22 protein-coding genes are annotated in these 25,175 nt (G+C 68.4%); 7 read left to right on the forward strand and 15 right to left on the reverse strand.

What is annotated here, in order from left to right:
- Position 1 precedes the first annotated feature (1 nt).
- The 3 genes from ACSFA5_RS20505 to ACSFA5_RS20515 are packed head-to-tail and all read right to left on the reverse strand — an operon-like array spanning position 2 to position 3,133.
- Complete coding sequence (locus ACSFA5_RS20505; RefSeq protein ID WP_435445869.1) at positions 2-988, reverse strand: 3-hydroxyacyl-CoA dehydrogenase NAD-binding domain-containing protein; 987 nt, start codon at positions 986-988, stop codon at positions 2-4.
- Complete coding sequence (locus tag ACSFA5_RS20510; RefSeq protein WP_435445870.1) at positions 943-2,166, reverse strand: ABC transporter substrate-binding protein; 1,224 nt, start codon at positions 2,164-2,166, stop codon at positions 943-945. Before ACSFA5_RS20510 ends, ACSFA5_RS20505 begins: the two co-directional genes overlap by 46 nt.
- A 46-nt stretch (positions 2,167-2,212) precedes the next feature.
- The gene (locus ACSFA5_RS20515) at positions 2,213-3,133 is read right to left on the reverse strand and encodes a beta-keto acid cleavage family enzyme (protein ID WP_435445871.1); all 921 of its coding nucleotides are present in this window, start codon (positions 3,131-3,133) and stop codon (positions 2,213-2,215) included.
- A 154-nt stretch (positions 3,134-3,287) separates the two neighbouring features.
- On the opposite strand from ACSFA5_RS20515, the gene ACSFA5_RS20520 reads away from it, so the two are divergent.
- The gene (locus ACSFA5_RS20520) at positions 3,288-3,677 is read left to right on the forward strand and encodes a DUF1090 domain-containing protein (RefSeq protein WP_435445872.1); all 390 of its coding nucleotides are present in this window, start codon (positions 3,288-3,290) and stop codon (positions 3,675-3,677) included.
- 8 nt (positions 3,678-3,685) lie between these two features.
- A complete protein-coding gene (locus ACSFA5_RS20525; RefSeq protein WP_435445873.1) occupies positions 3,686-4,396 on the forward strand; it encodes a Crp/Fnr family transcriptional regulator in 711 nt (236 codons plus the stop codon).
- Positions 4,397-4,557: 161 nt separating this feature from the next.
- On the opposite strand, the gene ACSFA5_RS20530 is transcribed toward ACSFA5_RS20525, so the two are convergent.
- The 11 genes from ACSFA5_RS20530 to ACSFA5_RS20580 form a co-directional block, all read right to left on the reverse strand.
- The gene (locus ACSFA5_RS20530) at positions 4,558-6,360 is read right to left on the reverse strand and encodes an NAD(P)-binding domain-containing protein (RefSeq protein ID WP_435445874.1); all 1,803 of its coding nucleotides are present in this window, start codon (positions 6,358-6,360) and stop codon (positions 4,558-4,560) included.
- A 162-nt stretch (positions 6,361-6,522) separates the two neighbouring features.
- A complete protein-coding gene (locus ACSFA5_RS20535) occupies positions 6,523-8,472 on the reverse strand; it encodes a sigma-54-dependent Fis family transcriptional regulator (protein ID WP_435445875.1) in 1,950 nt (649 codons plus the stop codon).
- Positions 8,473-8,630: 158 nt separating this feature from the next.
- A complete protein-coding gene (locus ACSFA5_RS20540; RefSeq protein ID WP_435445876.1) occupies positions 8,631-9,332 on the reverse strand; it encodes an ABC transporter ATP-binding protein in 702 nt (233 codons plus the stop codon).
- Positions 9,333-9,417: 85 nt separating this feature from the next.
- Positions 9,418-10,167, reverse strand: coding sequence for an ABC transporter ATP-binding protein (locus ACSFA5_RS20545; protein WP_435445877.1), 750 nt, complete (start codon positions 10,165-10,167; stop codon positions 9,418-9,420).
- Positions 10,168-10,453: 286 nt separating this feature from the next.
- Entirely contained in the window at positions 10,454-11,404 is a 951-nt protein-coding gene (locus ACSFA5_RS20550) for a branched-chain amino acid ABC transporter permease (protein WP_435445878.1), read from the reverse strand.
- A gap of 5 nt (positions 11,405-11,409) precedes the next feature.
- Positions 11,410-12,282 carry a branched-chain amino acid ABC transporter permease gene (locus ACSFA5_RS20555; protein ID WP_435445879.1) on the reverse strand — a complete coding sequence of 291 codons (873 nt, stop codon included), beginning with the start codon at positions 12,280-12,282 and terminating at the stop codon, positions 11,410-11,412.
- Positions 12,283-12,434: 152 nt separating this feature from the next.
- On the reverse strand, positions 12,435-13,607 hold the full coding sequence (locus ACSFA5_RS20560; protein ID WP_435445880.1) for an ABC transporter substrate-binding protein: 1,173 nt from the start codon (positions 13,605-13,607) through the stop codon (positions 12,435-12,437).
- Positions 13,604-14,407: an alpha/beta fold hydrolase gene (locus ACSFA5_RS20565; RefSeq protein ID WP_435445881.1), complete on the reverse strand. Its 804-nt coding sequence runs from the start codon at positions 14,405-14,407 to the stop codon at positions 13,604-13,606. The genes ACSFA5_RS20560 and ACSFA5_RS20565 overlap by 4 nt, the downstream gene beginning before the upstream one ends.
- Before the next feature lie 133 nt (positions 14,408-14,540).
- Positions 14,541-16,088: a benzoate-CoA ligase family protein gene (locus ACSFA5_RS20570; RefSeq protein WP_435445882.1), complete on the reverse strand. Its 1,548-nt coding sequence runs from the start codon at positions 16,086-16,088 to the stop codon at positions 14,541-14,543.
- A 42-nt stretch (positions 16,089-16,130) separates the two neighbouring features.
- Positions 16,131-17,681, reverse strand: a complete 1,551-nt coding sequence (locus ACSFA5_RS20575; RefSeq protein ID WP_435445883.1) for a 3,4-dehydroadipyl-CoA semialdehyde dehydrogenase — start codon at positions 17,679-17,681, stop codon at positions 16,131-16,133.
- Positions 17,678-18,175 carry a 4-hydroxylaminobenzoate lyase gene (locus ACSFA5_RS20580; protein ID WP_435445884.1) on the reverse strand — a complete coding sequence of 166 codons (498 nt, stop codon included), beginning with the start codon at positions 18,173-18,175 and terminating at the stop codon, positions 17,678-17,680. The genes ACSFA5_RS20575 and ACSFA5_RS20580 overlap by 4 nt, the downstream gene beginning before the upstream one ends.
- 162 nt (positions 18,176-18,337) lie before the next feature.
- On the opposite strand from ACSFA5_RS20580, the gene ACSFA5_RS20585 reads away from it, so the two are divergent.
- From ACSFA5_RS20585 to ACSFA5_RS20605, 5 genes are all read left to right on the forward strand, one after another.
- Positions 18,338-19,291 carry a helix-turn-helix transcriptional regulator gene (locus ACSFA5_RS20585; protein WP_435445885.1) on the forward strand — a complete coding sequence of 318 codons (954 nt, stop codon included), beginning with the start codon at positions 18,338-18,340 and terminating at the stop codon, positions 19,289-19,291.
- Between the two features lie 135 nt (positions 19,292-19,426).
- On the forward strand, positions 19,427-21,103 hold the full coding sequence (boxC, locus tag ACSFA5_RS20590) for a 2,3-epoxybenzoyl-CoA dihydrolase (protein ID WP_435445886.1): 1,677 nt from the start codon (positions 19,427-19,429) through the stop codon (positions 21,101-21,103).
- Between the two features lie 34 nt (positions 21,104-21,137).
- Positions 21,138-22,565, forward strand: coding sequence for a benzoyl-CoA 2,3-epoxidase subunit BoxB (gene boxB, locus ACSFA5_RS20595; RefSeq protein ID WP_435445887.1), 1,428 nt, complete (start codon positions 21,138-21,140; stop codon positions 22,563-22,565).
- Between the two features lie 136 nt (positions 22,566-22,701).
- The gene (boxA, locus tag ACSFA5_RS20600) at positions 22,702-23,982 is read left to right on the forward strand and encodes a benzoyl-CoA 2,3-epoxidase subunit BoxA (RefSeq protein WP_435445888.1); all 1,281 of its coding nucleotides are present in this window, start codon (positions 22,702-22,704) and stop codon (positions 23,980-23,982) included.
- Between the two features lie 10 nt (positions 23,983-23,992).
- Positions 23,993-24,436 carry a MaoC family dehydratase gene (locus tag ACSFA5_RS20605; protein ID WP_435445889.1) on the forward strand — a complete coding sequence of 148 codons (444 nt, stop codon included), beginning with the start codon at positions 23,993-23,995 and terminating at the stop codon, positions 24,434-24,436.
- A 62-nt stretch (positions 24,437-24,498) separates the two neighbouring features.
- On the opposite strand, the gene ACSFA5_RS20610 is transcribed toward ACSFA5_RS20605, so the two are convergent.
- Entirely contained in the window at positions 24,499-24,975 is a 477-nt protein-coding gene (locus ACSFA5_RS20610; protein WP_435445890.1) for an adhesin, read from the reverse strand.
- Positions 24,976-25,175 lie beyond the last annotated feature (200 nt).

A 25,175-nucleotide genomic window follows, 5' to 3' on the forward strand; every position in this document is an offset into this window, starting at 1 on the left:
TTCAATCCAGCTTGCCGGTGTCGGCCTTCGCGCGAATCAGGTTCAGCAGCAGGGTGTCGCGCGCGGCTTCCAGATCGCTCGTGCGTCGGGTGCCCAATTCTTCGGCGACCCCTGCGGCCACCTTCTGCTTGAGCTCGGCCGTCATCGACGGCGCGCCCAGGTCCTTCCACCAGTCCTCGATGGGCCCGCCCAGGTGCGCGAGCACATGCGCGATGCCGCCCGCGCCGCCCGACAGGTGCAGGTTCATGAACGGCCCCATCACCGCCCAGCGCAAGCCGGGGCCATGCGCAATGGCCGTGTCGATGTCGGCCACGCTCGCCACGCCTTCGTTCACGAGGTGGAAGGCCTCGCGCCACAGCGCCGCCTGCAGCCGGTTCGCGATGTGGCCCTTGACTTCGCGCTTCACGTGGATCGGCCGCTTGCCGATGGCCGCGTAGAAAGCCATGGTGCGTTCGATGACCTCGGCCGAGGTCTGCTCGCCGCCGATCACTTCGACCAGCGGAATCAGGTGCGGCGGGTTGAACGGGTGCCCCAGCACCACGCGCTGCGGGTGCGCGCAGCCCGACTGCACGCCGCTGATCGCCAGCCCCGACGAACTCGACGCGAGGATGGTGGCGGGCGGTGCGGCCGCGTCCATGCGGCGGAACAGGTCGATCTTGAAGTCCATGCGCTCGGGGCCGTTCTCCTGCACGAAGTCGGCCACGGACACCGCGTCTTCCAGGCTGTCGTGAAAGCGCAGGCGGTCGACCGACGCACCCTCGGCCAGGCCGAAGCGCTGCAGCGTCGGCCAGTGCTGTGCCACCGCTTCGCGCAAGCGTTCTTCGGCACCGGGCGAAGGGTCGGTCGCGTTCACGTCCAGGCCGTGCGCCAGGAAGTACGCCGCCCAGCTCGCACCGATCACGCCGGTGCCGACCACCGCGACGCGCTTCACTGCGTTGTTGCTCATGATTTCCACCGCGCGCAGCGGCTCTCCGCCTTCGTCGTCCATGCGGCCTCGCCGCGAATCGGCTCGACCACCTTGTAGTAGTCCCACGGCTCCTTCGACTCGGCCGGGGTCTTCACCTGCATCAGGTGCATGTCGTGCACCATCAGCCCGTCGTCGCGCAGCCAGCCGCCCTTGACGAACATGTCATTGAACTTCGTCTTGCGCAACTGCGCCATCACCTTGTCGGCGTCGTCGCTGCCCGCGGCCTTCACGGCCTGCAGGTACTGCAGCGCGGCCGAGTAGTCGCCGGCATGGAACGAGGAGGGCATGCGCTTGTGCTTGTCGAAGAAGCGGCGCGCCCACTCGCGCGACTCGGGGCTCTGGTTCCAGTACCAGCTGTCGGTGAGGTACATGCCCTGCGAAGCCTTCAGGCCCAGCGCATGCACGTCGTTGATGGTGATGATCATCCCCGCGAGTTTCATGTTCTTGCCGAGGCCGAACTCCGCCGCCGACTTGATGGCGTTCACCGTGTCGCCGCCCGCGTTGGCCAGCGCCAGCACCTGCGCCTTGGAGCTTTGCGCCTGCAGCATGAACGACGAGAAGTCGCTCGCGCCCAACGGGTGCTTCACCGACCCGGCCACCGTGCCGCCGTTGGCCTGGACGATCCTGGCCGCATCCGCCTGCAGCGCCGCGCCGAAGGCGTAGTCGGCCGCCACGAAGTACCAGCTCTTGCCGCCGGCCTTGACCACCGCGCTGGCGGTGCCGCGCGCCATGGCCACCGTGTCGTAGGCGTAGTGCACGGTGTAGGGCGAGCAGTACTCGTTGGTGAGGCTCGATGCGCCCGAGCCGACCACGAAGTACGGCTTCTTCTTGTCGGCCGCCACGCCCGCCATGGCGATGGCCGCGCCGGAGTTCACCCCGCCGATCAGCATGTCGACCTTCTGCACGTCGAACCACTCGCGCGCCTTGGCCGCGGCGATGTCGGGCTTGTTCTGGTGGTCGGCCGTGAGCAGCTCGATCTTCTTGCCGCCGATGGCGCCGCCCATGTCGGCGATGGCCATGCGAATGGCCTCGGCGCCGGCCGGGCCGTCGTAGTCGCGGTAGATGCCCGACATGTCGCTGATGAAGCCGATGCGGATGGTGTCGTCGGACACCTGGGCCGATGCGCCCGATGCGAATGCGGTGCCGAGGGTGAGTGCGAGTGCGAGTGCTCGGGCCAGCGCGGTGCGTGAATTGGTCATGGGTCTTGTCTCGTTTCGTTGTTCTTGCCGTCGTGGGTGTCGGGCTTCAGCCCAGCGCGAACTCGGGCCGCGGACCGCCCACGCGCGGCAGCCCCAGGATCTGGCGCGCCTCGGCCGGCGTGGCCACCTCCATGTCGAGCTCGCGGATCACGCGCACGATGCGCTCGGTGAGCTGCACGTTGGTGGCCAGCTCGCCCTGGCGGAAGTACAGGTTGTCTTCCAGCCCCACGCGCGCATGGCCGCCCAGCAGCAGCGCCGCCACGTTGGCCTCGAGCTGCGACATGCCGATGCCGCTCACGCCGAAGATCGCGCCCTTGGGCAGGGTGTCGACCATCATCTGCAGGTTGCGCGGCGAGTACGGCATCGCGTTCTGGAAGTTGCGGTGCACGTTCATCACCAGGTTGATGAAGTAGGGCTCGTCGTCGTGGCCTTCCTCGATCAGCGTGGTCGTGTCCTGCAGGATGTGCGTGGGGCTGAACACCTCCCACTCGGGCTTGATGCCGCGCGCCTTCATGCCGGCGGCCAGCTCGCGGCCCTTGGTGATGGGCGTGTCCATCAGGATCTGCCGGCCCTCGAAGCTCAGGTTCAGCGTGGTCGCGTCGAGCGTGCACATCTCGGCGCCGGCGTCCATGCCCTTGATGCGCTCTTCCCACGCGATTTCCCAGCGGTCGCCAGCCAGCGGCTTGACCATGTCGCCGTGCACGCCGCCGCCGGTGGAGTTGTTGAGCACGATGTCGCTGCCGCCCGCGCGGATGCGGCTGTTGATGTCGCGGTACACGTCGGCGTTGCAGGTGGCGCCGTCGTCGGGGCGGCGTGCGTGGATGGCCACCACGCTGGCACCGGCGTTCCAGCAGCGCAGCACGTCGGCGGCGATCTCGCCGGGCTGCGTGGGCAGGTGGGGGTTCTGCGACTTGTGCGCCATGCCGCCGGTGGGGGCGATGGTCACGATCACTTTGCGCTTGGACATGCTCGGGGACTCCTGGTGTCTTTCATGGGGGCGCGCCATTATTTTTGGGGGCGCCTGCGCACGCAGTCATCGCGACGACATTTGGGGGCAGGGTTTACGCTGCGCCCCACGCTAAAGTCACGCCTGCGCGCGTTGCGCACCTCAAGGAGAACCCATGAAACTGCTGCCCATCCTCCTGGCCACCGCGGCCGCCTTGACCTCCACCTGGACGCTCGCGCAGTCCGCGGCCGGCGCCACGGGCACCACCTGCGAAGCCAAGCGCGAAGCCATCGGCCGCGACATCGATGAGGCCAAGGCCAAGGGCCAGAAGCAACGCGTGCGCGGGCTCGAAACGGCACTGGGCGAGGTGCGCCGCACGTGCAGCGACGCGAAGCTGGCGGCGGAGCACCAGCGCCGCATCAAGAGCCAGGAGCGCAAGGTCGCGGAACGCGAGCGCGACCTGCGCGAAGCACAACGCAAGGGTCGCGCCGACAAGATCGCGGACCGCGAAGGCAAGCTGCGCGAGGCGCAGGCGCAGCTGCAAACGCTCAAGGGCGCGCACTAAGCCGCCACATGCCCACGGCCAAGCCGCTCATCCAGGCCGCATCGCTGACGGTTGCGCAGCTGCTGCAAGGCTCGGCGTGGTTTCCGCTGCTCGACGTGAGCGCGGGCGAGCGCGTGCTCGACGAGATGCGCGAGGTCGATGTGGCCGCCGGTGCCGCGCTGTGCCGGCGCGGCGACACGCCGGCGCACTGGTACGGCACGCTCGAAGGCCTGCTCAAGTGGTCGATCACCTCCAGCGACGGGCGCTCGGTGACGCTGGGCGGCCTGTCGGTGGGCAGCTGGTTCGGCGAAGGCACGCTGCTGCGCGCGCTGCCGCGCTCGGCCGACATCATCGCGCTGCGCCCCAGCCGCGTGGCGCAGCTGCCGCTGGACACCTTCGAGTGGCTGCACCGCACGCAGCGCGGCTTCGATCACTTTCTGCTGCAGCAGATCAACGAGCGGCTGCACTGGTTCATGGGCAGCTACGCGGCGCACCGCCTGCTCGACGCCGACAGCCAGGTGGCGCGCGCGCTGGCGGGGCTGTTCCACCCGTGGCTGCACCCGGGGAGCGAGCCCCACCTGCAGACTTCGCAGGAGGAGATCGCGAATCTGTCGGGCGTGTCGCGGCAGAGGTGCAACGCGGCGTTGAACCGGTTGAAGGAGGCGGGGTTCCTGCGCATCGAGTACGGTGGGATCACCGTGGTCGATCTCGAAGGGCTGCGTCGGTTCATCAGCGAGTGACGGGGAGTTGCTCCCTCTCCCCTCGGGGAGAGGGCTGGGGTGAGGGTGCGGCCTCCAACTGAACGCCGCGCTTGGTCGAACGCACCTGCCCTCACCCCAGCCCTCTCCCGCAAGCGGGAGAGGGGGCAAAACCAGATGCCCCTTGCGTCACGCGTCACGCATCAGCGCGTATGGTGCGACGCAGCCCGCTCGTACACCGGCGTATCGATCCCCTCCATGCGCGCCTTCAGCTGCAGCGCCAGAAACTGCGAGTAGTGCCGCGACTGGTGCAGGTTGCCGCCGTGGAACCACAGGTTCTCCACCTGCGTGGGCTTCCACATGTTGCGCAGCTCGCCTTCCCACGGCCCCGGGTCCTTCGGTGTGTTCGAGCCCAGGCCCCAGCACTTGCCGACCTTGTCGGCGATCTCGGGCGAGATCAGGTCGGCGAGCCAGCCGTTCATGGAGCCGTAGCCGGTGGCGTACACCAGCAGGTCGGCGGGCAGCTCGGTGCCGTCCGTCAGCGTCACCGAGCGCTCGTTCACCCGCTCGATGTTCACGCCGCTCTTCAGGTGGATGCTGCCGTTGGCCACCAGTTCGGAGGCGCCCACGTCGATGTAGTAGCCCGAGCCGCGCCGCAGGTACTTCATGAAGAGCCCGGAGCCGTCCACGCCGAAGTCGAGCAGGAAGCCCGCCTTCTCCAGCCGCGCATACAGGTCGGCGTCGCGCTTCTTCATCTCGTCGTACACCGGGATGTGGAAGGTGTGCATGACCTTGTAGGGCACCGACGCGAAGATCAGATCGCCCTTGTGGTGGTCGATGCCGTTCTTCACCGCCTGCTCGGAGTAGAGCCCGCCCAGCGCCAGTTCCATCAGCGACTGCGAGGGCGCGATGTGCGTGGACGAGCGCTGCACCATCGTCACGTCCGCGCCGTGCTCCCACAGCGCCGCGCAGATGTCGTGCGCCGAGTTGTTCGAGCCCAGCACCACGCACTTCTTGCCCGCGTAGGCCTCGGGCCCGGGGTGCCGGCTGGAGTGGTGCTGGTCGCCCTTGAAGTTGTCGGCGCCGGCCACCTTCGGCACGTTCGGGTAGCCCGACACGCCCATCGCGAACACCAGCTGCCTGGGCCGCAGCACCACGGTCTGGCCCTCGCGCTCCACCGTCACCTCCCAGCGCTGCGTGGCCTCGTCGAAGCGCGCATTCTTCGCGTTCGTGGAACTCCAGTAGTTGAGCTCCATGACCTTGGTGTACATCTCGAGCCAGTCGCCGATCTTGTCCTTGGGCGCGAACACCGGCCAGTCGTCGGGGAAGGGCATGTAGGGCAGGTGGTCGTACCAGACCGGGTCGTGCAGGCACAGCGACTTGTAGCGCTTGCGCCAGGAGTCGCCGGCCTTGGCGTTGCGCTCCACGATGACCGTCGGCACGCCCAGCCGCCGCAGCCGCGCACCCAGCGCAATGCCACCCTGGCCGCCGCCGATGACCACCACCTCGGGCTGCTCGGTGTAGCCGAGCGCGGCTTCTTCGTCGCGGCGCTTCTCCAGCCAGTTCTTGCGGCCCTTGTGCACGCCGTGTTCGGCGCCCTTGACCCGGTTGTCGCCGGTCTTTTCCTCGAAGCCTTTCAGCTCCGTCATGGTGGTGAGCAGGGTCCAGGCCTTCTTGTTGCGCAGCCGCAGATGCCCGCGCCCGCGTGCCACGCGCGTCTCGAAGGTGAACCAGGCATCGACCACGCCGTCGGCCTCGCTCGCGTCGCCCTCCACCGCGAAGGCGGTGGGCTGCGTGTCGGCCAGCCGTGCCGCCAGCATCGCGCGGATGGCGTCGGGCCCTTCCTGCGTGCGGATGTTCCAGGTGAAGGCGACAAGGTCGCGCCAGTAGCTGTCGGGCTCGAACAGCGAAACGGCCGCGTCGATGTCGCTGCGCGCGAGCGCGGCGGCGAAGTCGGCGAGCCATTGGGCGGCGTCCCGCGCGGGGCCGGTGGTCGGGTCTGTCATTGCATGTCTCCGTAGCGTCGTTGATGAATGCGCGGCGCGGCGAGGCGCACGCGGTGTTCATCGCGCAGCTTTCGTGCCGCGCGGCGGGCGACGGGGAATCAAGGGCTTGGCGGTGGTTTTGTCGCATCTGTCGCAGCCGTTGCGCGACAGGCGTTGCATCTGCTACAGGCGCTGCGGCGGCGCGATGCCGTTGCGCTTCATGTGCCGGTAGAGCGTGGCGCGGCACACGCCGAGCTCATCGGCTGCACGCGACACATGCCAACGGTGGCGCTTCAACAGTTCGAGCAGGCGCGCCGCGTTGGCGACGTCTTCGACCATGGGCTTGTGGGGGGGCGGCATGGAGCCCGTGGCGTCGCCGGCAGGCAACTGAAGATCGTCCACGCCGACCGATCCGCCGGTGCACAACGCCAGCGCCAGCCGCAGCACATTGCGCAACTCCCGCAGGTTGCCCGGCCAGTCGTGCGCCAGCAGTGGCCCCATTGCTTCTTCGGACAACCGAGCCGACGACGCCATCGCCGCCGCTTCCTCGTGGAACATCCCCTCTATCAGGTAGCGCCTGTCGCTGCGCGCGCGCAGCGGCGGCAGCTTCAGCACCGCGCCGCACAGCCGGTAGTACAGGTCTTCGCGAAACTGTCCCGCGGCCACCAGCGCCGGCAGGTGCCGGTGCGTGGCCGCCACCACCGCGATGTCCACCCGCTGCGGCGACTCCGCCCCCAGCGGCAGCACCTCGCCCTCGGACAGCACGCGCAGCAGCCGCGTCTGCAGCGCCATCGGCATGTCGCCGATCTCGTCGAGGAACAGCGTGCCGCGGTCGGCCTGCGCGATCAGGCCCTTCATGCCCTTGGCGCGGCCGCCGGTGAAGCTGCCGGGCGTGTAGCCGAACAGCTCGCTCTCGATCAGCGAATCGGGAATGGCCGCGCAGTTCACCGCCACGAAGGGCAGGGCCGCGCGGCGGCTCGCGCCGTGCAGTGCGCGCGCCAGCACTTCCTTGCCGCTGCCGGTTTCGCCTTCCACCAGCACGTGGATGCCGCGGTCGACCAGGCGGCGCGCCTGGGCCAGCAGCTTCTGCATCGCGGGGTCGTCGCCGGCGATGCGCTCCAGCGGCGGCAGGCGGTCGGAAGGCCGCGCGTTCGGTGCCACTGCAGGCGCTGGTCCAGTCGACGATGCAGGCGCCGGGGCGCGACGCACGCGCGGCGCCAGCAGCGACGCGTGGTACTCGCCGCCCCCGGGCAGCAGCACCGTGTGCGCGAAGGGCATCGCCGACGCGCCGCCGCTGCCGATGCGCCAGACGGCGTCCATCGGCATGTGCAGCAGCTCCGACACCGCGCCGCTCAGCGCCCGCCCGGCCAACGCCTGCCGCGCGCCGCCGTTCGCGCCCGCCAGCGTGCCGCCCTCGTCGAAGGCCAGCATCACCTCGCCCGCCACGTCGACCAGCCCGTAGGCGCTGCCCAGCCGCAGGATCCAGTGGCCGCGAAAGTTGCGCAGGAAATCGGCGTCCTCGATCATCCGCGCATACATGCCCACCAGGTGCCGCACCAGGTGCTGGCTCTCCCTGGCCTCGGGCGAGCGCAGCGCCGACACATCGAGGATGGCCGTGAGCTTGCCGCTGTGGTCGAACAGCGGCGCGGTGGTGCAGCTGAGCGCGATGTGCGTGGCGTCGAAGTGCTCGGTCTGGTGGCAGGTCATGGCCTGCTGCTCGACCAGGCAGGTGCCCACGCCGCAGGTGCCGGCATGCGCTTCGTTCCAGTCGGCGCCCAGGTACAGGCCGGCCTTGCGCAGCTGGTCGTCCCATGCGGGGTTGCCGATGTAGTCCACCGTGATGCCTTCGGCATCGGTCAGCAGCACCATGTAGCCCAGGTCGGCCACGCGGCGGTAGATGTCTTCCATGCCCGCGCGTGCCGCGCGAAGGAAGTGCGCGAGCTGCTGCTGGTGCGCGCGCACCTCCTGCGCGGGCAGGATGCGCGCGGGGCTCGGCTTCGACGGGTCTAGCCCGTGCTCGCGCACGCAGCGCGCCCACGACCTGTGGACCAGGCTGCCTGCCGGATCGGCCAGCGCCGTACCCGTGGCGATCGAGAAGACGTTGTCGATGTGACGCGATTGCAGGGAGATCATGCGGAACCTCGCGGTGGCGCACGACCGCGCGAAGCGAAGCCAAGGCTGCCGTGCAGCCGGACATCATTCGGCCGCCGCAGGGTCGCGGGTGAGAGGTGAAACCCGGTGCAACCGAGGTGTTACGCCCTCACACAACCGAACGGGCCTGGCGCCAGGCGCTAGACGCCCAGCAGCTCTTCGAGCGCCTGCGGCTGCGCCAGCAAGTCGGCCGAGGCCCCGTGCCGAACGATCTGCCCCTTCTCCATCACCACCGCCAGGTCGGTGTGCGCCAGCACCTTGCGGTAGTCGCGGTCGACGATCAGCGTGGCGATGCCGGTGGCGCGAATCTCGCCGATCACGCGCCAGATCTCGGCCACGATCAGCGGGGCCAGGCCTTCGGTGGCTTCGTCGAGGATCAAGAGGCGCGGGTTGGTCATGAGCGCGCGGCCGATCGACAGCATCTGCTGCTCGCCGCCCGACAGCTGCTGGCCGCCGTGCGACAGCCGTTCCGACAGACGCGGAAAGGTGGCCATCACGCGCTCGAAGGTCCAGGCGCGCCGGCCGTCGATGCCGGCGCGTTCGCTCATCACGAGGTTCTCGCGCACCGACAGGTTGGGAAAGATGCCGCGGCCTTCGGGCACGTAGCCGATACCCAGGCGCGCCATCTTCTCGGGCGGCAGGCCGGTGACGGTGCGCCCGTCGACCTGCACTTCGCCGGAGGCCGGGCGCACGTAGCCCATCACCGTGCGGATCAGCGTGGTCTTGCCCATGCCGTTGCGCCCGAGCAGGCCGACCGAGGTGGCCGATGGAATGGCGGCGTGCACGCCGCGCAGGATGTGGCTGTTGCCGTAATAGGTGTTGAGGTCGCGAACGATCAGCATCCCAGGTCTCCCGACGGGCCGCCCCTAGGGAGGCCTGCGCCCCCTCGGGGGGCAGCGAATACACGAAGTGATGAGCGTGGGGGCATCAATGCTTCTCCTCGCCCAGGTAGGCGGTGCGGACCTCGGGGTTCTCGCGGATCGACTTCGGGTCGCCGGTGGCGATGACGGTGCCGTTCACCATCACCGTGATGCGGTCGGCAATGCGGAACACCGCGTCCATGTCGTGCTCCACCAGCAGGATGGCGTGCGTGGCCTTGAGCCGCGCGAGCAGCGTGAGCATGCGGTCGGTTTCTTCCGCGCCCATGCCGGCGAGCGGCTCGTCGAGCAGCAGCACGCGAGGCTTGGTGGCCAGGCACATCGCCACCTCGAGCTGGCGCTGCGCGCCGTGGCTCATGGTGCCGGCGATGCGCCGCGCCTCGTGCGCGAGGCCGGCCGCTTCGAGCGCGGCATCGGCCGATGCGTTGCTGGTGGCGCAGCGCTGCGACGACTGCCAGATCGCCCAGGGCTTGGCGGTGGCGGCCTGCGCGGCAAGGCGGCAGTTTTCGTGCACCGTGAACTCCGGGAAGATGGTCGTGCGCTGGTAGCTGCGGCCCACGCCGTCGCGTGCACGGCGCGATTGCGCGCGGCCGGTGATGTCCACCCCGTCGAGCGCGATGCGGCCTTCGGACGCCTCGATCTCGCCCGAGAGCATGTTGATGAGCGTGGACTTGCCGGCACCGTTGGTGCCGATCACCGCGTGGACCTCGCCGATGTGCAGGTCGAGCGTGACGGCGTTGACGGCGGTGAGGCCGCCGAAGCGGCGGGTGAGCTTGTCGACGGAAAGCAGTGCGTTCATGGTCTTGCTCCTTCCCCTTCCGGGGGAAGGTTGGGATGGGGGCAAGCGGCGCTGGTGGAGGCGGTGCTTCGACGAAGGCCGCGTGCCCCCACCCCAGCCCTCCCCCGGGAGGGGAGGGAGCAACTCGGAACGCCTGGGCGCGTCGTGATTGGCTTTGCTCCTTCCCCCTTTGGGGGAAGGCTGGGATGGGGGCAAGCGGCGTTGGAGGAGGCCGTGCTTTTGCGAAAGCCGCGTGCCCCCACTCCAGCCCTCCCCCGGGAGGGGAGGGAGCAATGCGGGAACGGGGTCATGCAGCCTCCTTCGGCGACAGCCGCTTCACCAGCCCGATCAGGCCCTTCGGCAGCAGCGCCACGAACACGATGATCGTCAGCCCCAGCGTCAGCTGCCAGTGGTCCGCCAGCGGCCCCATCACCGCATGCGTCGAGAAGATCTCTTTCAGCAGCGTGAACGCGATGGCGCCGATCACCGCGCCGCGCAAATGCCCGAGCCCGCCCAGGATCACCATCAGCAGCACCTCGCCCGAGTTGTGCCACGCCATCAGTTCCGGGTTGACCACGCCGTCGCGCGAGGCCAGCAGAAAGCCCGCGAGGCCGGCCAGCGCACCCGCCAGCACGAAGGCCGCGAGCTTGTAGCCGTACACCGCGAAGCCGGCCGCGCGCATGCGCTGCTCGTTCACGCGAATGCCCGCCAGCGCCGCGCCGAAGCGCGAGCGGCGCACCAGCGCCAGCAGCCCGTAGGTGAACACCAGCGACGCCAGCACCACATAGAACAGCACGGTGCGGTTCTCCAGGTCGAGCGCGCCGACGGCGGGGCGCACGTACATGTAGATGCCGTCGCTGCCGCCGCCCACCTTGGTGTCGTGGAACACGAAGAAGGCCATCTGCGCGAAGGCCAGCGTCACCATGATGAAGTACACGCCGCGCGTGCGCAGGCTCAACGCGCCCACGAACAGCGCATAGAGCGCCGCCGCACCCATGGCCAGCGGCAGCAGCAGCGCGAAGTTGCCGCCCTCGCTGCCCGAGGCCAGCACGGTGACGTAGGCGCCGATGCCGTAGAACGCCGCATGGCCCAGGCTCACCAGGCCGGTCATGCCGACCAGCAGTTCCAGGCTCAGCGCGAAGATCGACAGGATCATGATCTTCACGACGAAGTCGGACATGTAGTTGCCCATCAGCGGGCCGGCCACGCCAAGCGCGACGGCGCAGGCCACGGGCACCAGGAAAGCGCTTTTTTTCATGACCGTCATGACCGCTTCCCCATCAGCCCTTCGGGCTTCCAGATGAGCACGATGGCCATCAGCAGGTAGATGCCGATGCCGCTCAGGTCCGCGAAGAACACCTTGCCGAAGGTGTCGACGAAGCCCACCAGCAGCGAGGCCACCAGCGCCCCGGTGATCGAGCCGATGCCGCCGATCACCACCAGCACGAAGCAGATGATGAGCACGCTCGCGCCCATGTTCGGGTACACCGAGGACATGGGCGCGGCGATCATGCCGGCCAGCGCCGCCAGCGCCACGCCGGCCGCGAACACGATGCGGTACAGCCGCTTCACGTCGATGCCCAGCCCGCGCACCATGTCGCGGTTGCTCGCGCCGGCGCGGATCATCATGCCCAGCCGCGTGCGGTTCACCACCCAGTACAGGCCCACGGCCAGCACGATGCAGGCGGCCGAGGCGAACAGCCGATACCACGGGTAGCTCATGACGTTGCCCAGCGCGAAGCTGCCGTCCAGCCAGGCGGGCACCTTCACGCCGTGCACGTCGTTGCCCACCAGGATGGAGCGCAGCTCCTCGAACACCAGGATGAGCCCGTAGGTCATGAGCACCTGCTGCAGGTGGTCGCGCTGGTAGAGGTAGCTGAAGAAAGCCCATTCGAGCAGGTAGCCGAAGATGGCCGCGAGCACCACGCCGGCCACCAGCATCAGCAGGAACTGGTCGCCGAACAGCGGCGCGAGCGCGAACGCCATGTACGCGCCGATCATGTAGAAGCTGCCGTGGGCGAGGTTGATGACGCCCATGATCCCGAAGATCAGCGTCAGCCCCGAGGCCACGAGGAAGAGCAGGAGGCCATACTGAACCGAGTTCAGGCACTGCACAAGGAAGGTTCCGAAATCCACGTTGGAGGTTCTCTCAGGGCGGAATCGTTGAGGGAAAGAGGTGCACTGCGCGAGACACCACGGAACCGGCTTCGCCGGGCCGCAGGTGTCGCCCCCGGTGAGGGGGGAGGCGCAGCGACACGAAGTGCGCGAAGCCTGGGGGAGAGCGTTGTCTACATCCTGCAGCCGCGGGCGGGGTCTGCCAGGCCCTTGATGGCCGTGCTCACCAGCTTGTTCTCCTTGCCGTCCACCTTGCGCAGGTAGATGTCCTGCACCGGGTTGTGCGACTTGCTCACGGTGAACGGGCCGCGCGGGCTGTCGATCTTCGCCTTCTCGATGGCGCTCGTGAACTCGGCCTTCTTCGAGATGTCGCCCTTGGTCGCGTTCAGGCCCACGCCCAGCATCTGCGCCGCGTCGTAGCCCTGCACCGCGTACACGTCGGGCTGCAGCTTGAAGGACTTGGCATAGGCGGTGCGGAAGGCCGTGTCGCGCGGCGTGTTCAGGCCGTCGGCGTAGTGCAGCGTGGTCAGCATGCCTTGCGCCGATTCGCCCTGCGCGTCGAGCGTGCCGTCGGTCAGGAAGCCGGGGCCGTACAGCGGAATGGTCTTGTTCAGGCCGGCGGCCTGGTAGTCCTTGACGAACTTCACCGCGCCGCCGCCGGCGAAGAAGGCGTACACCGCATCGGGCTTGGCCGCCGCGATCTCGGTCAGCAGCGCCTGGAATTCCACGTTGGGGAAGGGCAGCGTGAGCTGCTTGTCGACCTTGCCGCCGTTCTTCTCGAAGCCCTCCTTGAAGCCGGCGACCGACTCGTCGCCGGCCGCGTACTTCCAGGTGATGGTCATCGCCTTCTTCTTGCCCTGCTGCTTGGCCGCGACTTCGCCCATGGCGTAGGCCGGCTGCCAGTTGCTGAACGAGCTGCGGAAGATGTTGGGCGCGCACATCGGGCCGGTGACGGCGTCGGCGCCGGCGTTGGGCACGATCAGCACGGTGCCGCTTTCCTTCGCGGCCTTGGCCATGGCCATGGCCACGCCCGAGTGCACGGTGCCCACGATCACGTCGACGTTGTCGCGCTTGATGAGCTTGTTGACGTTGTCGGTGGCCTTGGCAGGGTCGGACTCGTCGTCGACCTTGAAGTACTCGATCTCGCGGCCGGCGAGCTTGCCGCCGTGCTCGTCGACGTACAGCTTGAAGCCGTTCTCGATGGCCACGCCCAAAGCGGTGTAGGTGCCGCTGTACGGCAGCATCAGGCCGACCTTGAGCTTGCCGGTGCCCTGGGCGCCGGCGGCGGTGGCCAGGGCGGCGAATGCGATGGCGGTGAGTGCCAGCCGTGCTGTGCGAAGGGTCATGGTGTTTGTCTCCTGTTTTGGGTGATGAAGGAAGTGGTCGCGACGATGACACGATCCGGCTGATCGCGATGCGGGGAATGCCCGCATTCAGGGATCTCGAGCAGCTGCGTCGTGGGCACGCGCGCGGCGATGTCGCGGATCTGCGCGAGCGTGCCGTACTCGTCGTCGATGCCCTGCACGGCGAGCACGGGGCAGCGAATGGTGGCGAGCTCGGCCTCGATGTTCCAGTGCCGGAAAGGCGGGTGCAGCCAGATGCGGTTCCAGCCCCAGAAGGCGGAATCGGCGCTGTCGTGGTAACGGCCCAGCTTCGTCGGCAGATCGGTGTTCAGGTAGGCGGTGCGCGCCGTCTCGATGTTCGCGACCGTCTTGTCTTCCACGAAGATGTGCGGCGCGAGCACCACCAGGCCTGCGACCTTGTCGGGGAAGCGCGAGGCATACAGCAGCGAGATCGAGCCGCCGTCGCTGTGGCCGAAGAGCCAGGGCTTTTCGCCGTCGAGCTTCAATGCGGCGAAGAGCGCGGGCAGCACTTCGAGGGCCTGGCGGTGCATGAAATCGACGTTCCAAGTCTCGTCGTCGGCACGCGGGGTGGAGCGGCCGTAGCCGGGGCGCGAGAACACGAGGCCGCGCGCCTGCACGGCTTCGCAGACCTGCGCGGGAAAGTCCTTCCACATGGCGACGGAGCCGAGGCCTTCGTGGAGGAAGACGATGAGGGGGGCGGTGGTGCGCTCGGGGGCGATCCACTGGCATTCGATGCGGACCGTGCGGCCGCGCCATTCGATGGTGGCGAACTCGGGGCTCATGGTTTTGCTCCTTCCCCCTTTGGGGGAAGGCTGGGATGGGGGCCAGCGGCGTTGGCAGAGGCAGTGCTTGTGCAAATGCCGCGTGCCCCCACCCCAACCCTCCCCCGGAAGGGGAGGGAGAAAGACGGGCGCCTCATGCCTGCCGTTCCTTCTCACGCAACCTGAACCGCTGAATCTTCCCCGTCGCCGTCTTCGGCAGCTCGCTCACGAACTCCAGGAAGCGCGGGTACTTGTACGGCGCGAGCCGCTCCTTCACGAAGGCCTTCAGCTCTTCCTCGGTCGCCGTGCTGCCGTCCTTCAGCACCACGAACGCCTTGGTCTTCGTCAGCCCTTGCGCGTCTTCCTTGCCGATCACCGCGACTTCCAGCACCGAGGGGTGCTGCATCAGCGTGGCCTCGACCTCGAAGGGCGACACGTAGATGCCGCTGACCTTCAGCATGTCGTCGCTGCGGCCTGCGTAGGTGTAGTAGCCGTCGGCATCGCGCGTGTACTTGTCGCCGCTCTTGGTCCAGCCGCCCTGGAAGGTGTCGCGCGACTTCTCGCGGTTGCTCCAGTACATCAACGCCGCGCTGGGGCCGCGGATGTAGAGGTCGCCGATCTCGCCGTCGGCCACGGGGCGGCCGTCTTCGCCGCGCAGCTCGATGTCGTAGCCCTCCACCGGCTTGCCGGTGGTGCCGTAGCGCACGTCGCCGGGGCGGTTGGAGATGAACACGTGCAGCATCTCTGTGGAGCCGATGCCGTCGATGATCTCGCAGCCGTAGTGCGCCTTGAAGCGTTGCGCGATCTCGCCGGGCAGCGCCTCTCCGGCCGACGAACACATGCGCAGCGCCACCGCCTCGCGCGCCGGCAACTTCGGCGAAGCCAGCATGCCCGCGAAGCCCGTGGGCGCGCCGAAGAACACGGTGGGCTTGTGCTCCGTCCAGCGGCGGAAGGTGGCGTCGGGCGTGGGCCGTTCTGCCATCAGCACCACGGTCGCGCCCACCGACAGCGGAAAGGTCAGCGCGTTGCCCAGGCCGTAGGCGAAATACATCTTGGCGGCCGAGAAGCAGACGTCGTCCTCGGTCAGCCCGAGCACGGGCTTGCCGAAGAGTTCGGCCGTCCACCACAGGTTGGCGTGCGTGTGCACCGTGCCCTTGGGCTTGCCGGTGGAGCCGGAGGAGTAGAGCCAGAAGCCGGGGTCGTCCGACGCGGTGGTCACCGGCGCGGCCAGGGGCTCGACGGCGGCGAGCGCGGTGTCGAACTCTTTCGCGTTTTCAGGCAATGCACCCACGGGCTGCGACACGAAGAGCGTCTGCACTTCATGACCGCCGCGCGACATCGCGTCCTGCAGCGTCGGCAGCAGCGCGCCCGACACCAGCACGGCCTGCGCGCGGCTGTGGTCGAGCATGTAGGCGTAGTCGTCGGGCGTGAGCAGCGTGTTGACGGCGACCGGCACCACGCCGGCATACAGGCAGCCGAGAAAGCTCACCGGCCAGTCGCTGCTGTCGAGCATCAGCAGCAGCACGCGCTCTTCGCGGCGAATGCCCGCCGCCTTCAACGCGGCGGCCAGGCGGCGCGCGCGGTCTTCGAGCTGGCCGTAGCTCAGCGTGCCGCGGTCGTCGATGTAGGCAATGCGTTCGGCGCGGCCGCGGTTGAGGGCGAACAGGTGCTCGGCGAAGTTGAATCGGGGGGGCAGGGTCATGTCTTTGTCTCCTTCGGCCGTGTGCTTCTTGTTGTTGTGGCTCTAGAGGCCCAGTGCCGCGAGCACGCCGGGGCTGGCCTGCACGGCGGTGCGGCGGTGATAGAAGTCGAGCGCGCGCAGGCCGCCCAGCTCGGCGCCGCCGCCCGCGCGGCCGGGGCCGCCATGCAGCGACATCGGCATCACGTTGCCGTGGCCGGTCTGGGCCTGTGCCACTTCGGGCGTGACGACGTGCACCCGGCCGTGGCTGGGTGCGACAGACAGCGCGGCTTGCGCCAGCGCGGCGTCGTCGCTGCCGTACAGCGAGGTGACCAGCGAGCCCTGACCCCGATGGGCGAGCGCGATGCCGTGCGCGAGGTCGCGGTACGGCAGCAGCGTGGCGACGGGGCCGAACACTTCCACGTCGTGCACGCGCTGCGCCGCATCGGCATCGCGCGCGCCCAGCAGCACCGGGCCGATGCAGGCGGCCACCTTCGGGTCGGCGTCGACCAGGGGCCTGTTGCGGCTGTCGTGCAGCACGGTGGTTTGCGCGGCCAGGGCGTCGAGCCCGTTGCGCACCGCGTTCAGCTGCGCGCGGCTCACGAGCGAGCCCATGCGCACGCTCTCGTTGCGCGGGTTGCCGACGGTGATGCCCGCGAGCTTGGCGCCGATGGCTTCGGCGGCCGCGTCGTACACCTCCGCCGGCACCATGATGCGGCGGATGGCGGTGCACTTCTGGCCCGACTTGACGGTCATTTCGCGCACCACCTCGCGCACGAGCAGGTTGAAGGCCTCGCTGCCGGGCGCGGCGCCGGGCAGCAGCAGGGCGCTGTTGAGGCTGTCGGCCTCGATGTTCACGCGCACCGAGCGCTCGGTCACGGCGCGGTGCGAGCGGATGATGGCGGCCGTCTCGGCCGAGCCGGTGAACGAGGCCACGTCGAAGGGTTGCAGCGCGTCCATCAGGCCCGCCGAGCTGCCGCACACGACCGACAACGCGCCGGCGGGCAGCACGCCCGCGTCGACCACGTCCTTGACCATGCGCTGCGTGAGCCAGGCGGTGGCGGTGGCGGGCTTCACGATCACCGGCACGCCCGACAGCAGCGCGGGCGCGGCCTTTTCCCACAGGCCCCACGACGGAAAGTTGAAGGCGTTGATGAACAGCGCCACGCCGTGCGTGGGCACCTGCAGGTGCTGCGACTGGAACACCGGCTCCTTGCCGAGCTTGACCGCGTCGCCGTCGCGCAGCGCATGCACGTCGCCCAGCGTGTCGCCCCACTTGGCGTACTGGCCGACGGTGAAGATCGCGCCGTCGATGTCGACGGCCGAGTCGTTCTTCACCGTGCCGGAGTTCGCGGTCGCGATCTCGTAGTACGCGTCGCGCTTCGCCTGCAGCACCTTCACGATGGCGCCGAGCAGCCCGGCGCGCTGGCGGTAGGTCAGCGCGCGCAAGGCCTGGCCGCCCTGTTCGCGGGCGAAGGCAAAGGCCGCGGGCAGGTCGAGCCCGGTGGCGTCGACGCGCGCGAGCTCGGTGCCCAGCACCGGGTCGAACAGCGGCGTGCCGGCGCCCGATCCGACTTGCCAGCGGCCGGCGACGTGGTTGGGGAGGAGCTCGGTCATGGGGTGAACTTGATCTGCCCTTCGGGCAAAAGATAGAGAACGAGCGCGCGGCCACTGGCCACGGTCGGGCGGTGTGCGGTGCCCGGGCCGTAGACGCACCAGCCTGCGGGCCGTCCGTCGAAGGTGGCGGGGTGGTCGTCGAGCGGCATGATCAGGTCGATCTCGCCGTTGGGGTGGGTGTGGTGCGGGCCGGCGATGTCCTGCATGTCGACCACGTCGACCGAGAAGCGGTGCAGCGCGTCTTCGGCCTTGAAGACGCGGCCGTACCGGATGCCGCCGCCTTCGCGCTCGCACAGCCAGCCTTCGGCCACGCCGCCGATGCAGGCCTGGCGCAGCTGCGCGAAGCTGGCGCTGCCCGCGCCGTGGGTGGTGTTGAGCCACTGGTCGAGCGCGGCGTCGAGCGGCCGGCCGTCGATGTCGGCGGTCAGGCCGGCGATCAACTGGTGAAATGCGGCCTTGCCGGTGGCGGTGGCTGGGTTGCTGCTGTCGGACATCGTGGGCCTCGATCTTGGGAAGTGCCTTGCGCGAATGCGGCGTGTGCAGTATCTTGCTTGTGGCCGAACAATAAGCATCGAGACAATGAGTGTCAAGCAATATAGTGCATATATGGTGTTTACCCTGAGCGCGCACAATCCCGGCGAAGAACGAGGAATTGCATGAACGAGCATGTAGACGCGGTGCTGGCCGCCGTGCCGGAAGGCGCCCAAGGCAGTGGCGGCACTGTCGCCGCGCCGGCCGGGGAGGCCAGGAATCCATTGCTGGCGGCGCTGGGCGACCGCGTGCGCAACCTGCGCGCGCAGCGCGGCCTCACGCGCAAGGCGGTGGCCCTGTCGGCCGACGTGTCGGAGCGCCACCTGGCCAACCTCGAATACGGCATCGGCAACGCGTCGATCCTGGTGCTGCAGCAGGTGGCCGGCGCGTTGCACTGCTCGCTGGCCGAACTGGTGGGCGACGTGACGACCAGTTCGCCCGAGTGGCTCCTGATTCGCGAGCTGCTCGAGAACCGCAGCGAGGCCGACCTGCGCCGCGTGCGCGTGGCGCTGGGCGAGTTGCTGGGCACGGCCTCGGTCGACCCGGCGCGGCACCGGCGCATCGCGCTGGTGGGGCTGCGCGGCGCGGGCAAGTCGACGCTGGGGCAGATGCTGGCCGAAGACCTGGAGCTGCCGTTCATCGAGCTGAGCCGCGAGATCGAGAAGCTCGCGGGCTGCAGCGTGCGTGAAATCCACGACCTGTACGGCACCAACGCCTACCGCCGCTACGAGCGCCGCGCGCTCGAAGAGGCCGTGCAGATCTACAGCGAAGTGGTCATCGCCACGCCCGGCGGCATCGTGTCCGACCCGGCCACCTTCAACGAGCTGCTGGCGCACTGCACCACCGTGTGGCTGCAGGCCGCGCCCGAGGAGCACATGGGTCGCGTGGCGGCGCAGGGCGACACCCGTCCCATGGCCGCGAGCAAGGAAGCGATGGAAGACCTGCGCCGCATCCTGAACGGCCGCGCCGCCTTCTATTCGAAGGCCGACCTGTCGGTGGACACCAGCGGCAAGACGCTGGCCCAGAGCTTCCAGACCCTGCGTGCGACCACGCGCCAGTCGATGGGCCTGGTCACCTGACTGAAATCTGAAAAAAAGCACAACAGGCATTGACTTGCCTGTATGCATGCAGCATGATGCATGTCATCGGAGCAAGAAAGTGCATTATCTTTCCTGTTCACGGTTTCCGAACACAGCCCCACAGGAGACTTCTGCATGACCGACACCACCACGCTCCAGGCGCCCCTGCGCGTCGACTACCGCACCGAACCCGGCCAGTACCGCCACTGGTCGCTGAGCTTCGACGGCGCCATTGCCCGACTGGTGCTCGACATCGCGGAAGACGGCGGCATTCGCCCCGGCTACAAGCTCAAGCTCAACAGCTACGACCTGGGCGTGGACATCGAACTGAATGACGCGCTCAACCGCGTGCGCTTCGAGCACCCCGAAGTGCGCAGCGTGATCGTCACCAGTGGCAAGGACCGCATCTTCTGCTCGGGCGCCAACATCTTCATGCTGGGCGTTTCCAGCCACGCCTGGAAGGTCAACTTCTGCAAGTTCACCAACGAAACGCGCAACGGCATCGAAGACACCTCCAAGTATTCGGGCCTGAAGTTCATCGCGGCAGTGAACGGTGCCTGCGCCGGCGGCGGCTACGAGCTGGCCCTGGCCTGCGACGAAATTTTGCTGGTGGACGACCGCTCCTCGGCCGTGTCGCTGCCCGAAGTGCCGTTGCTCGGTGTGCTGCCCGGCACCGGCGGCCTGACCCGCGTGACCGACAAGCGCCGCGTGCGCCATGACCTCGCCGACATCTTCTGCACCAGCGTCGAAGGCGTGCGCGGCCAGCGCGCGGTCGACTGGCGCCTGGTCGACGCCGTGGCCAAGCCCGCGCAGTTCCCCGCCGCCGTGCAGGAGCGTGCGTCGCAGCTCGCCGCCGGCAGCGACCGCCCGGCCAATGGCAAGGGCGTGGCACTGACCCGCCTGGCGCGCACCGACAGCGCCGACGGCATTGCGTATTCGAACGTCAACGTGCAGATCGACCGCAGCAAGCGCACGGCCACGATCACCATCAAGGCGCCCACCGGCGCGCAGCCGGCCGACATTGCCGCCATCGAGGCCGCGGGCGCCGCCTGGTGGCCGCTGGCGATGTGCCGCGAACTCGACGACGCCATCCTCAACCTGCGCACCAACGAGCTCGACACCGGCACCTGGCTGCTCAAGACCGAAGGCGATGCCGCCGCGGTGCTCGCATCGGACGCGGTGATGTTCGCGAACAAGGACCACTGGCTGGTGCGCGAAACCATCGGCGCGCTGCGCCGCACGCTGGCGCGCCTCGATGTGTCGTCGCGCAGCCTGTTCGCGCTGGTCGAGGCCGGCTCGTGCTTCGCCGGCACGCTGGCCGAGCTGGCCTTTGCGGCTGACCGCACCTACATGCTCGCGCTGCCCGACGACGCCGACCGCGCACCCAGGCTCACGCTGGGCGAGGCCAACTTCGGCTACTTCCCGATGGTGAACGACCAGAGCCGCCTGCAACGCCGCTTCTATGAAGAGACCGCGCCGCTGGAGGCCGCGCGCGCCGCCGTCGGCAAGGCACTGGACGCCGACGAAGCCGTGAAGCTGGGCCTGGTGACCGCCGCGCCCGACGACATCGACTGGAACGACGAGATCCGCATCGCCATCGAGGAGCGCGCGGCCATGTCGCCCGACGCGCTCACCGGCCTCGAAGCCAACCTGCGCTTCGCGAGCAAGGAGAACATGAACACCCGCATCTTCGGGCGGCTCACCGCCTGGCAGAACTGGATCTTCAACCGCCCCAACGCCGTCGGCGAAAAGGGCGCGCTGAAGGTCTACGGCACCGGCGAGAAGGCCGGCTTCGACCTGAACCGCGTTTGAGCACACACCCGTCCGAACAACCCAAGGAACAACGATGAGCACGATCAACTACGGCGAGAAGATCCCCAACAACGTCAACCTCGGCGAAGACCGTACGCTGCAGCGCGCGCTCGAAGGCTGGCAGCCCAACTTCATCAACTGGTGGGACGACGTGGGCCCCGAAGGCTCGACCAACCACGACGTGTACCTGCGCACGGCCGTGAGCGTCGACCCGCAAGGCTGGGCCCAGTTCGGCCACGTGAAGATGCGCGACTACCGCTGGGGCATCTTCCTGAACCCGGGCGACGCCAACCGCGAAATCCATTTCGGCGACCACAAGGGCGAGAAGGTCTGGCAGGACGTGCCCGGCGAGCACCGCGCCAACCTGCGCCGCATCATCGTGACGCAGGGCGACACCGAGCCCGCATCGGTCGAGCAGCAGCGCCACCTGGGCCTGACCGCGCCCAGCATGTACGACCTGCGCAACCTGTTCCAGATCAACGTGGAAGAAGGCCGCCACCTGTGGGCCATGGTCTACCTGCTGCAGAAGCACTTCGGCCGCGACGGCCGCGAAGAGGCCGACGCGCTGCTGCAGCGCACCTCGGGCGACGCCAACAACCCGCGCATCCTGGGCGCCTTCAACGAGAAGACGCCCGACTGGCTGGCGTTCTTCATGTTCACGTACTTCACCGACCGCGACGGCAAGTTCCAGCTGGCCGCACTGGCCGAGAGCGCGTTCGACCCCCTCGCGCGCACCACCAAGTTCATGCTGACCGAGGAAGCCCACCACATGTTCGTGGGCGAGAGCGGCGTGTCGCGCGTCATCGCGCGCACCGCGCAGGTCATGAACGAGCTGAAGACCGACGACGCGCAGAAGATCCGCGCCGCCGGCTGCATCGACCTGGGCACCCTCCAGCGTTACCTGAACTTTCACTACAGCGTGACCATCGACCTGTTCGGCGCCGACCAGTCGAGCAACGCCGCCATCTTCTACAGCTCGGGCCTGAAGGGCCGCTACGAGGAAAGCAAGCGCGGCGACGACCACGTGCTCAAGGGCCAGACCTACAAGGTGCTCGAAGTGAAGGACGGCCAGCTCGTCGAGAAGGACGTGCCGATGCTCAACGCGCTGAACGAGGTGCTGCGCGACGACTTCATCAAGGACTCCGTGGCCGGCGTGGGCCGTTGGAACAAGGTGCTCGAGAAGGCCGGCATTCCGACGCGCCTGTCGGTGCCGCACAAGGCCTTCAACCGCCAGATCGGCGCGCTCGCCGGCATCAAGATGTCGCCCGAGGGCCGCGTGGTGAGCGAGGTGGAATGGGCCGCCAAGCGCGACGAATGGCTGCCGAGTTCCGAAGACTTCGCTTTCGTGGCATCGTTGATGGGCCGCGTGGTGGAGCCGGGCAAGTTCGCCGGCTGGATTTCGCCGCCGGTGATGGGCATCAATCGCCAGCCGGTGGATTTCGAGTACGTTCGTTTCGGCTGATTTGGGTATTTCGGTATTGCTCCTTCCCCCTCTGGGGGAAGGCTGGGATGGGGGCTCGGCGGCGTGACCACGACAAACGCCGCTTGCCGCCACCCAACCCTCCCCCGAAAGGGGAGGGCTTTCAGGAGAGAACAACATGGACATGGCCGTTGAAGCCGGAGTCATCAAGCAGCACCTGATCGACCCCGAGATCTGCATCCGCTGCAACACCTGCGAGGCCATCTGCCCCGTGAACGCGATCACGCACGACGACAACAACTACGTCGTGCGCGCGGACACCTGCAACGGCTGCATGGCCTGCATCTCGCCGTGCCCCACGGGCTCGATCGACAACTGGCGCACGATGCCGCTGGTGCGCGCGTACACCATCGAGGAGCAGCTGACCTGGGAGTCGCTGCCCGGCGAACTTTCCACGGAAGAGCTCGAAGCCGCGGGCGTGTCGGCAACCACCGCAGAAGCAGCTGAAGTGCCCGCTCAAACGCAGGCCCAGGCCGCTGCAGAAGCCGCCGAGCCGGTCTTCAATTCCGCGCAGTACGGCGCCAGCGTGCCGCCCTGGTCGGCCGCGCATGCGTACACGAACCTCTTTCCGCCCAAGACCCCGACCACCGCCACCGTGGTCGGCAACTTCAACTGCACCGAGGCGGGCTTCGACAGCGAGACGCACCACATCGTGCTGGACTTCGGCGTGGTGCCGTTCCCGGTGCTCGAAGGCCAGTCGATCGGCATCGTGCCGCCGGGCACGGACGCCATCGGCAAACGCCACCATGCGCGCCAGTACTCGGTGGCCAGCCCGCGCAACGGCGAGCGGCCCGGCTACAACAACGTTTCGCTCACCGTGAAGCGCGTGACCGAGGACCACGAGGGCGACCCGGTGCGCGGCGTGTGCTCCAACTTCGTGTGCGACCTGAAGGTGGGCGACACGGTGCAGGTGGTGGGGCCCTTCGGTTCCTCGTTCCTGATGCCCAACCACCCCAAGTCGAACATCGTGATGATCTGCACCGGCACCGGCAGCGCCCCCATGCGCGCCATGACCGAGTGGCGCCGCCGCCTGCGCAAGAGCGGCAAGTTCGAAGGCGGCAAGCTGATGCTGTTCTTCGGCGCGCGCACGCAGCAGGAGCTGCCGTACTTCGGCCCCCTGCAGTCGCTGCCGAAGGACTTCATCGACATCAACCTCGCCTTCTCGCGCACGCCCGGAAGCCCCAAGCGCTACGTGCAGGACATGATGCGCGAGCGCGCCGCCGACCTGGCCGCGCTGCTGAAGGACGGCAGCAGCCACTTCTATGTGTGCGGCCTGAAGAGCATGGAAGAGGGCGTGGTGCTCGCACTGCGCGACGTGGCCAGGGACGCGGGGCTCGACTGGGACACCGTGGGCGCCGCGCTCAAACGCGAAGGCCGTCTGCACCTCGAGACCTACTGAGCCGCGGCGGATGCAGTTCGCCGACTTCCATGCGGGCCAGGTCATCGAGGCCGGGCCCTACGTGCTCACCGAAGCAGAGCTGGTGCAGTTCGCGCGGGCCTACGACCCGCAGTGGTTCCACACCGATGCCGAAGCCGCTGCACAGAGCCCCTTCGGCGGACTCATCGCCAGCGGCTGGCAGACCTGCGCGATCGCGATGCGGCTGGTGGTCGATGCGGTGCTGGCGGGGTCGGAGTCTTTCGCGTCCCCGGGGCTGGAGCAGGTGCGTTGGCCCAACCCCGTGCGGCCCGGCGACACGCTGCGGCTGGTGGCCGATGTGAGCGAGGTGCGGCGCTCCGAGAAGCGGCCCACGCTGGGCATCCTGCGCTGGCGCTGGCGGTTGTTCAACCAGCGCGAGCAGCTGGTGCTCGAGGTGGACGTGACGAGCATGTTCAAGCTCAAGCCGGCGCCTTGAATCCAAAAAAAACCCGCAACGCGTGAGCGCTGCGGGTTTTCCGTGTGTGACAGACTGGGCTTTTACTTGGTCAGGTCGACGGCGCTGGAACCCTTGGCCTTGCCGTTGGCTTTCACGCCGGCTCCCGGTGTGCCGGGCGCCTTCAGGCCGGTGCCTGCAGAGCCCGCTGCGCCGGTCGCGCTGTTGAGCGTGCCGCCCACGGTGTTCGTCAGGCCGCCCGTGGTGTTGCCCACGGCGCCCGTGGCGCCGCCGAGCGCACCGGTCGCACCGCCGAGGACACCACCCACCGCATTGCCAGCGCTGCCTGCTGCATTGCCTGCGCCGCCGGTGGCTGCGGACGTGTTGGCTCCGGCGGCAGCGCCGGTGCTGGCACCAGCGCTGCCCTGGGCCGGCGCGGTCTTCACGCCGGCCGAGGTGTTGACGTCGGCATTCACGCCCACGCCGACGCCCACGCCTTGGGCCTGTGCGGCACCGCTCACGGCCAGGAGGCCGGCGAGCAGGGCGCCGACGAAGATCTGCTTGTGTTGTTGTTGCTTCATGTGTGACTGTTCCTTTCGTTGAATGGTCACGAACCGGCTTTCGGCCAGTTCGAGTTGAACCTTCGGCGTTGCGGCACGTGTCGCCGTGTGCGCGACAGTCGTCCTTGCGTGTGGGACTTGGCTGTCAGCGCCATCGGGGGCTTGTGCGTTAGGGCCGGCCTTTCATTCGGTGACAAAGACACCACAGCGCGCAGGTGCAA

Origin of the sequence: Variovorax monticola, from assembly GCF_051216855.1 — a bacterium.
GTDB lineage: Bacteria > Pseudomonadota > Gammaproteobacteria > Burkholderiales > Burkholderiaceae_C > Variovorax.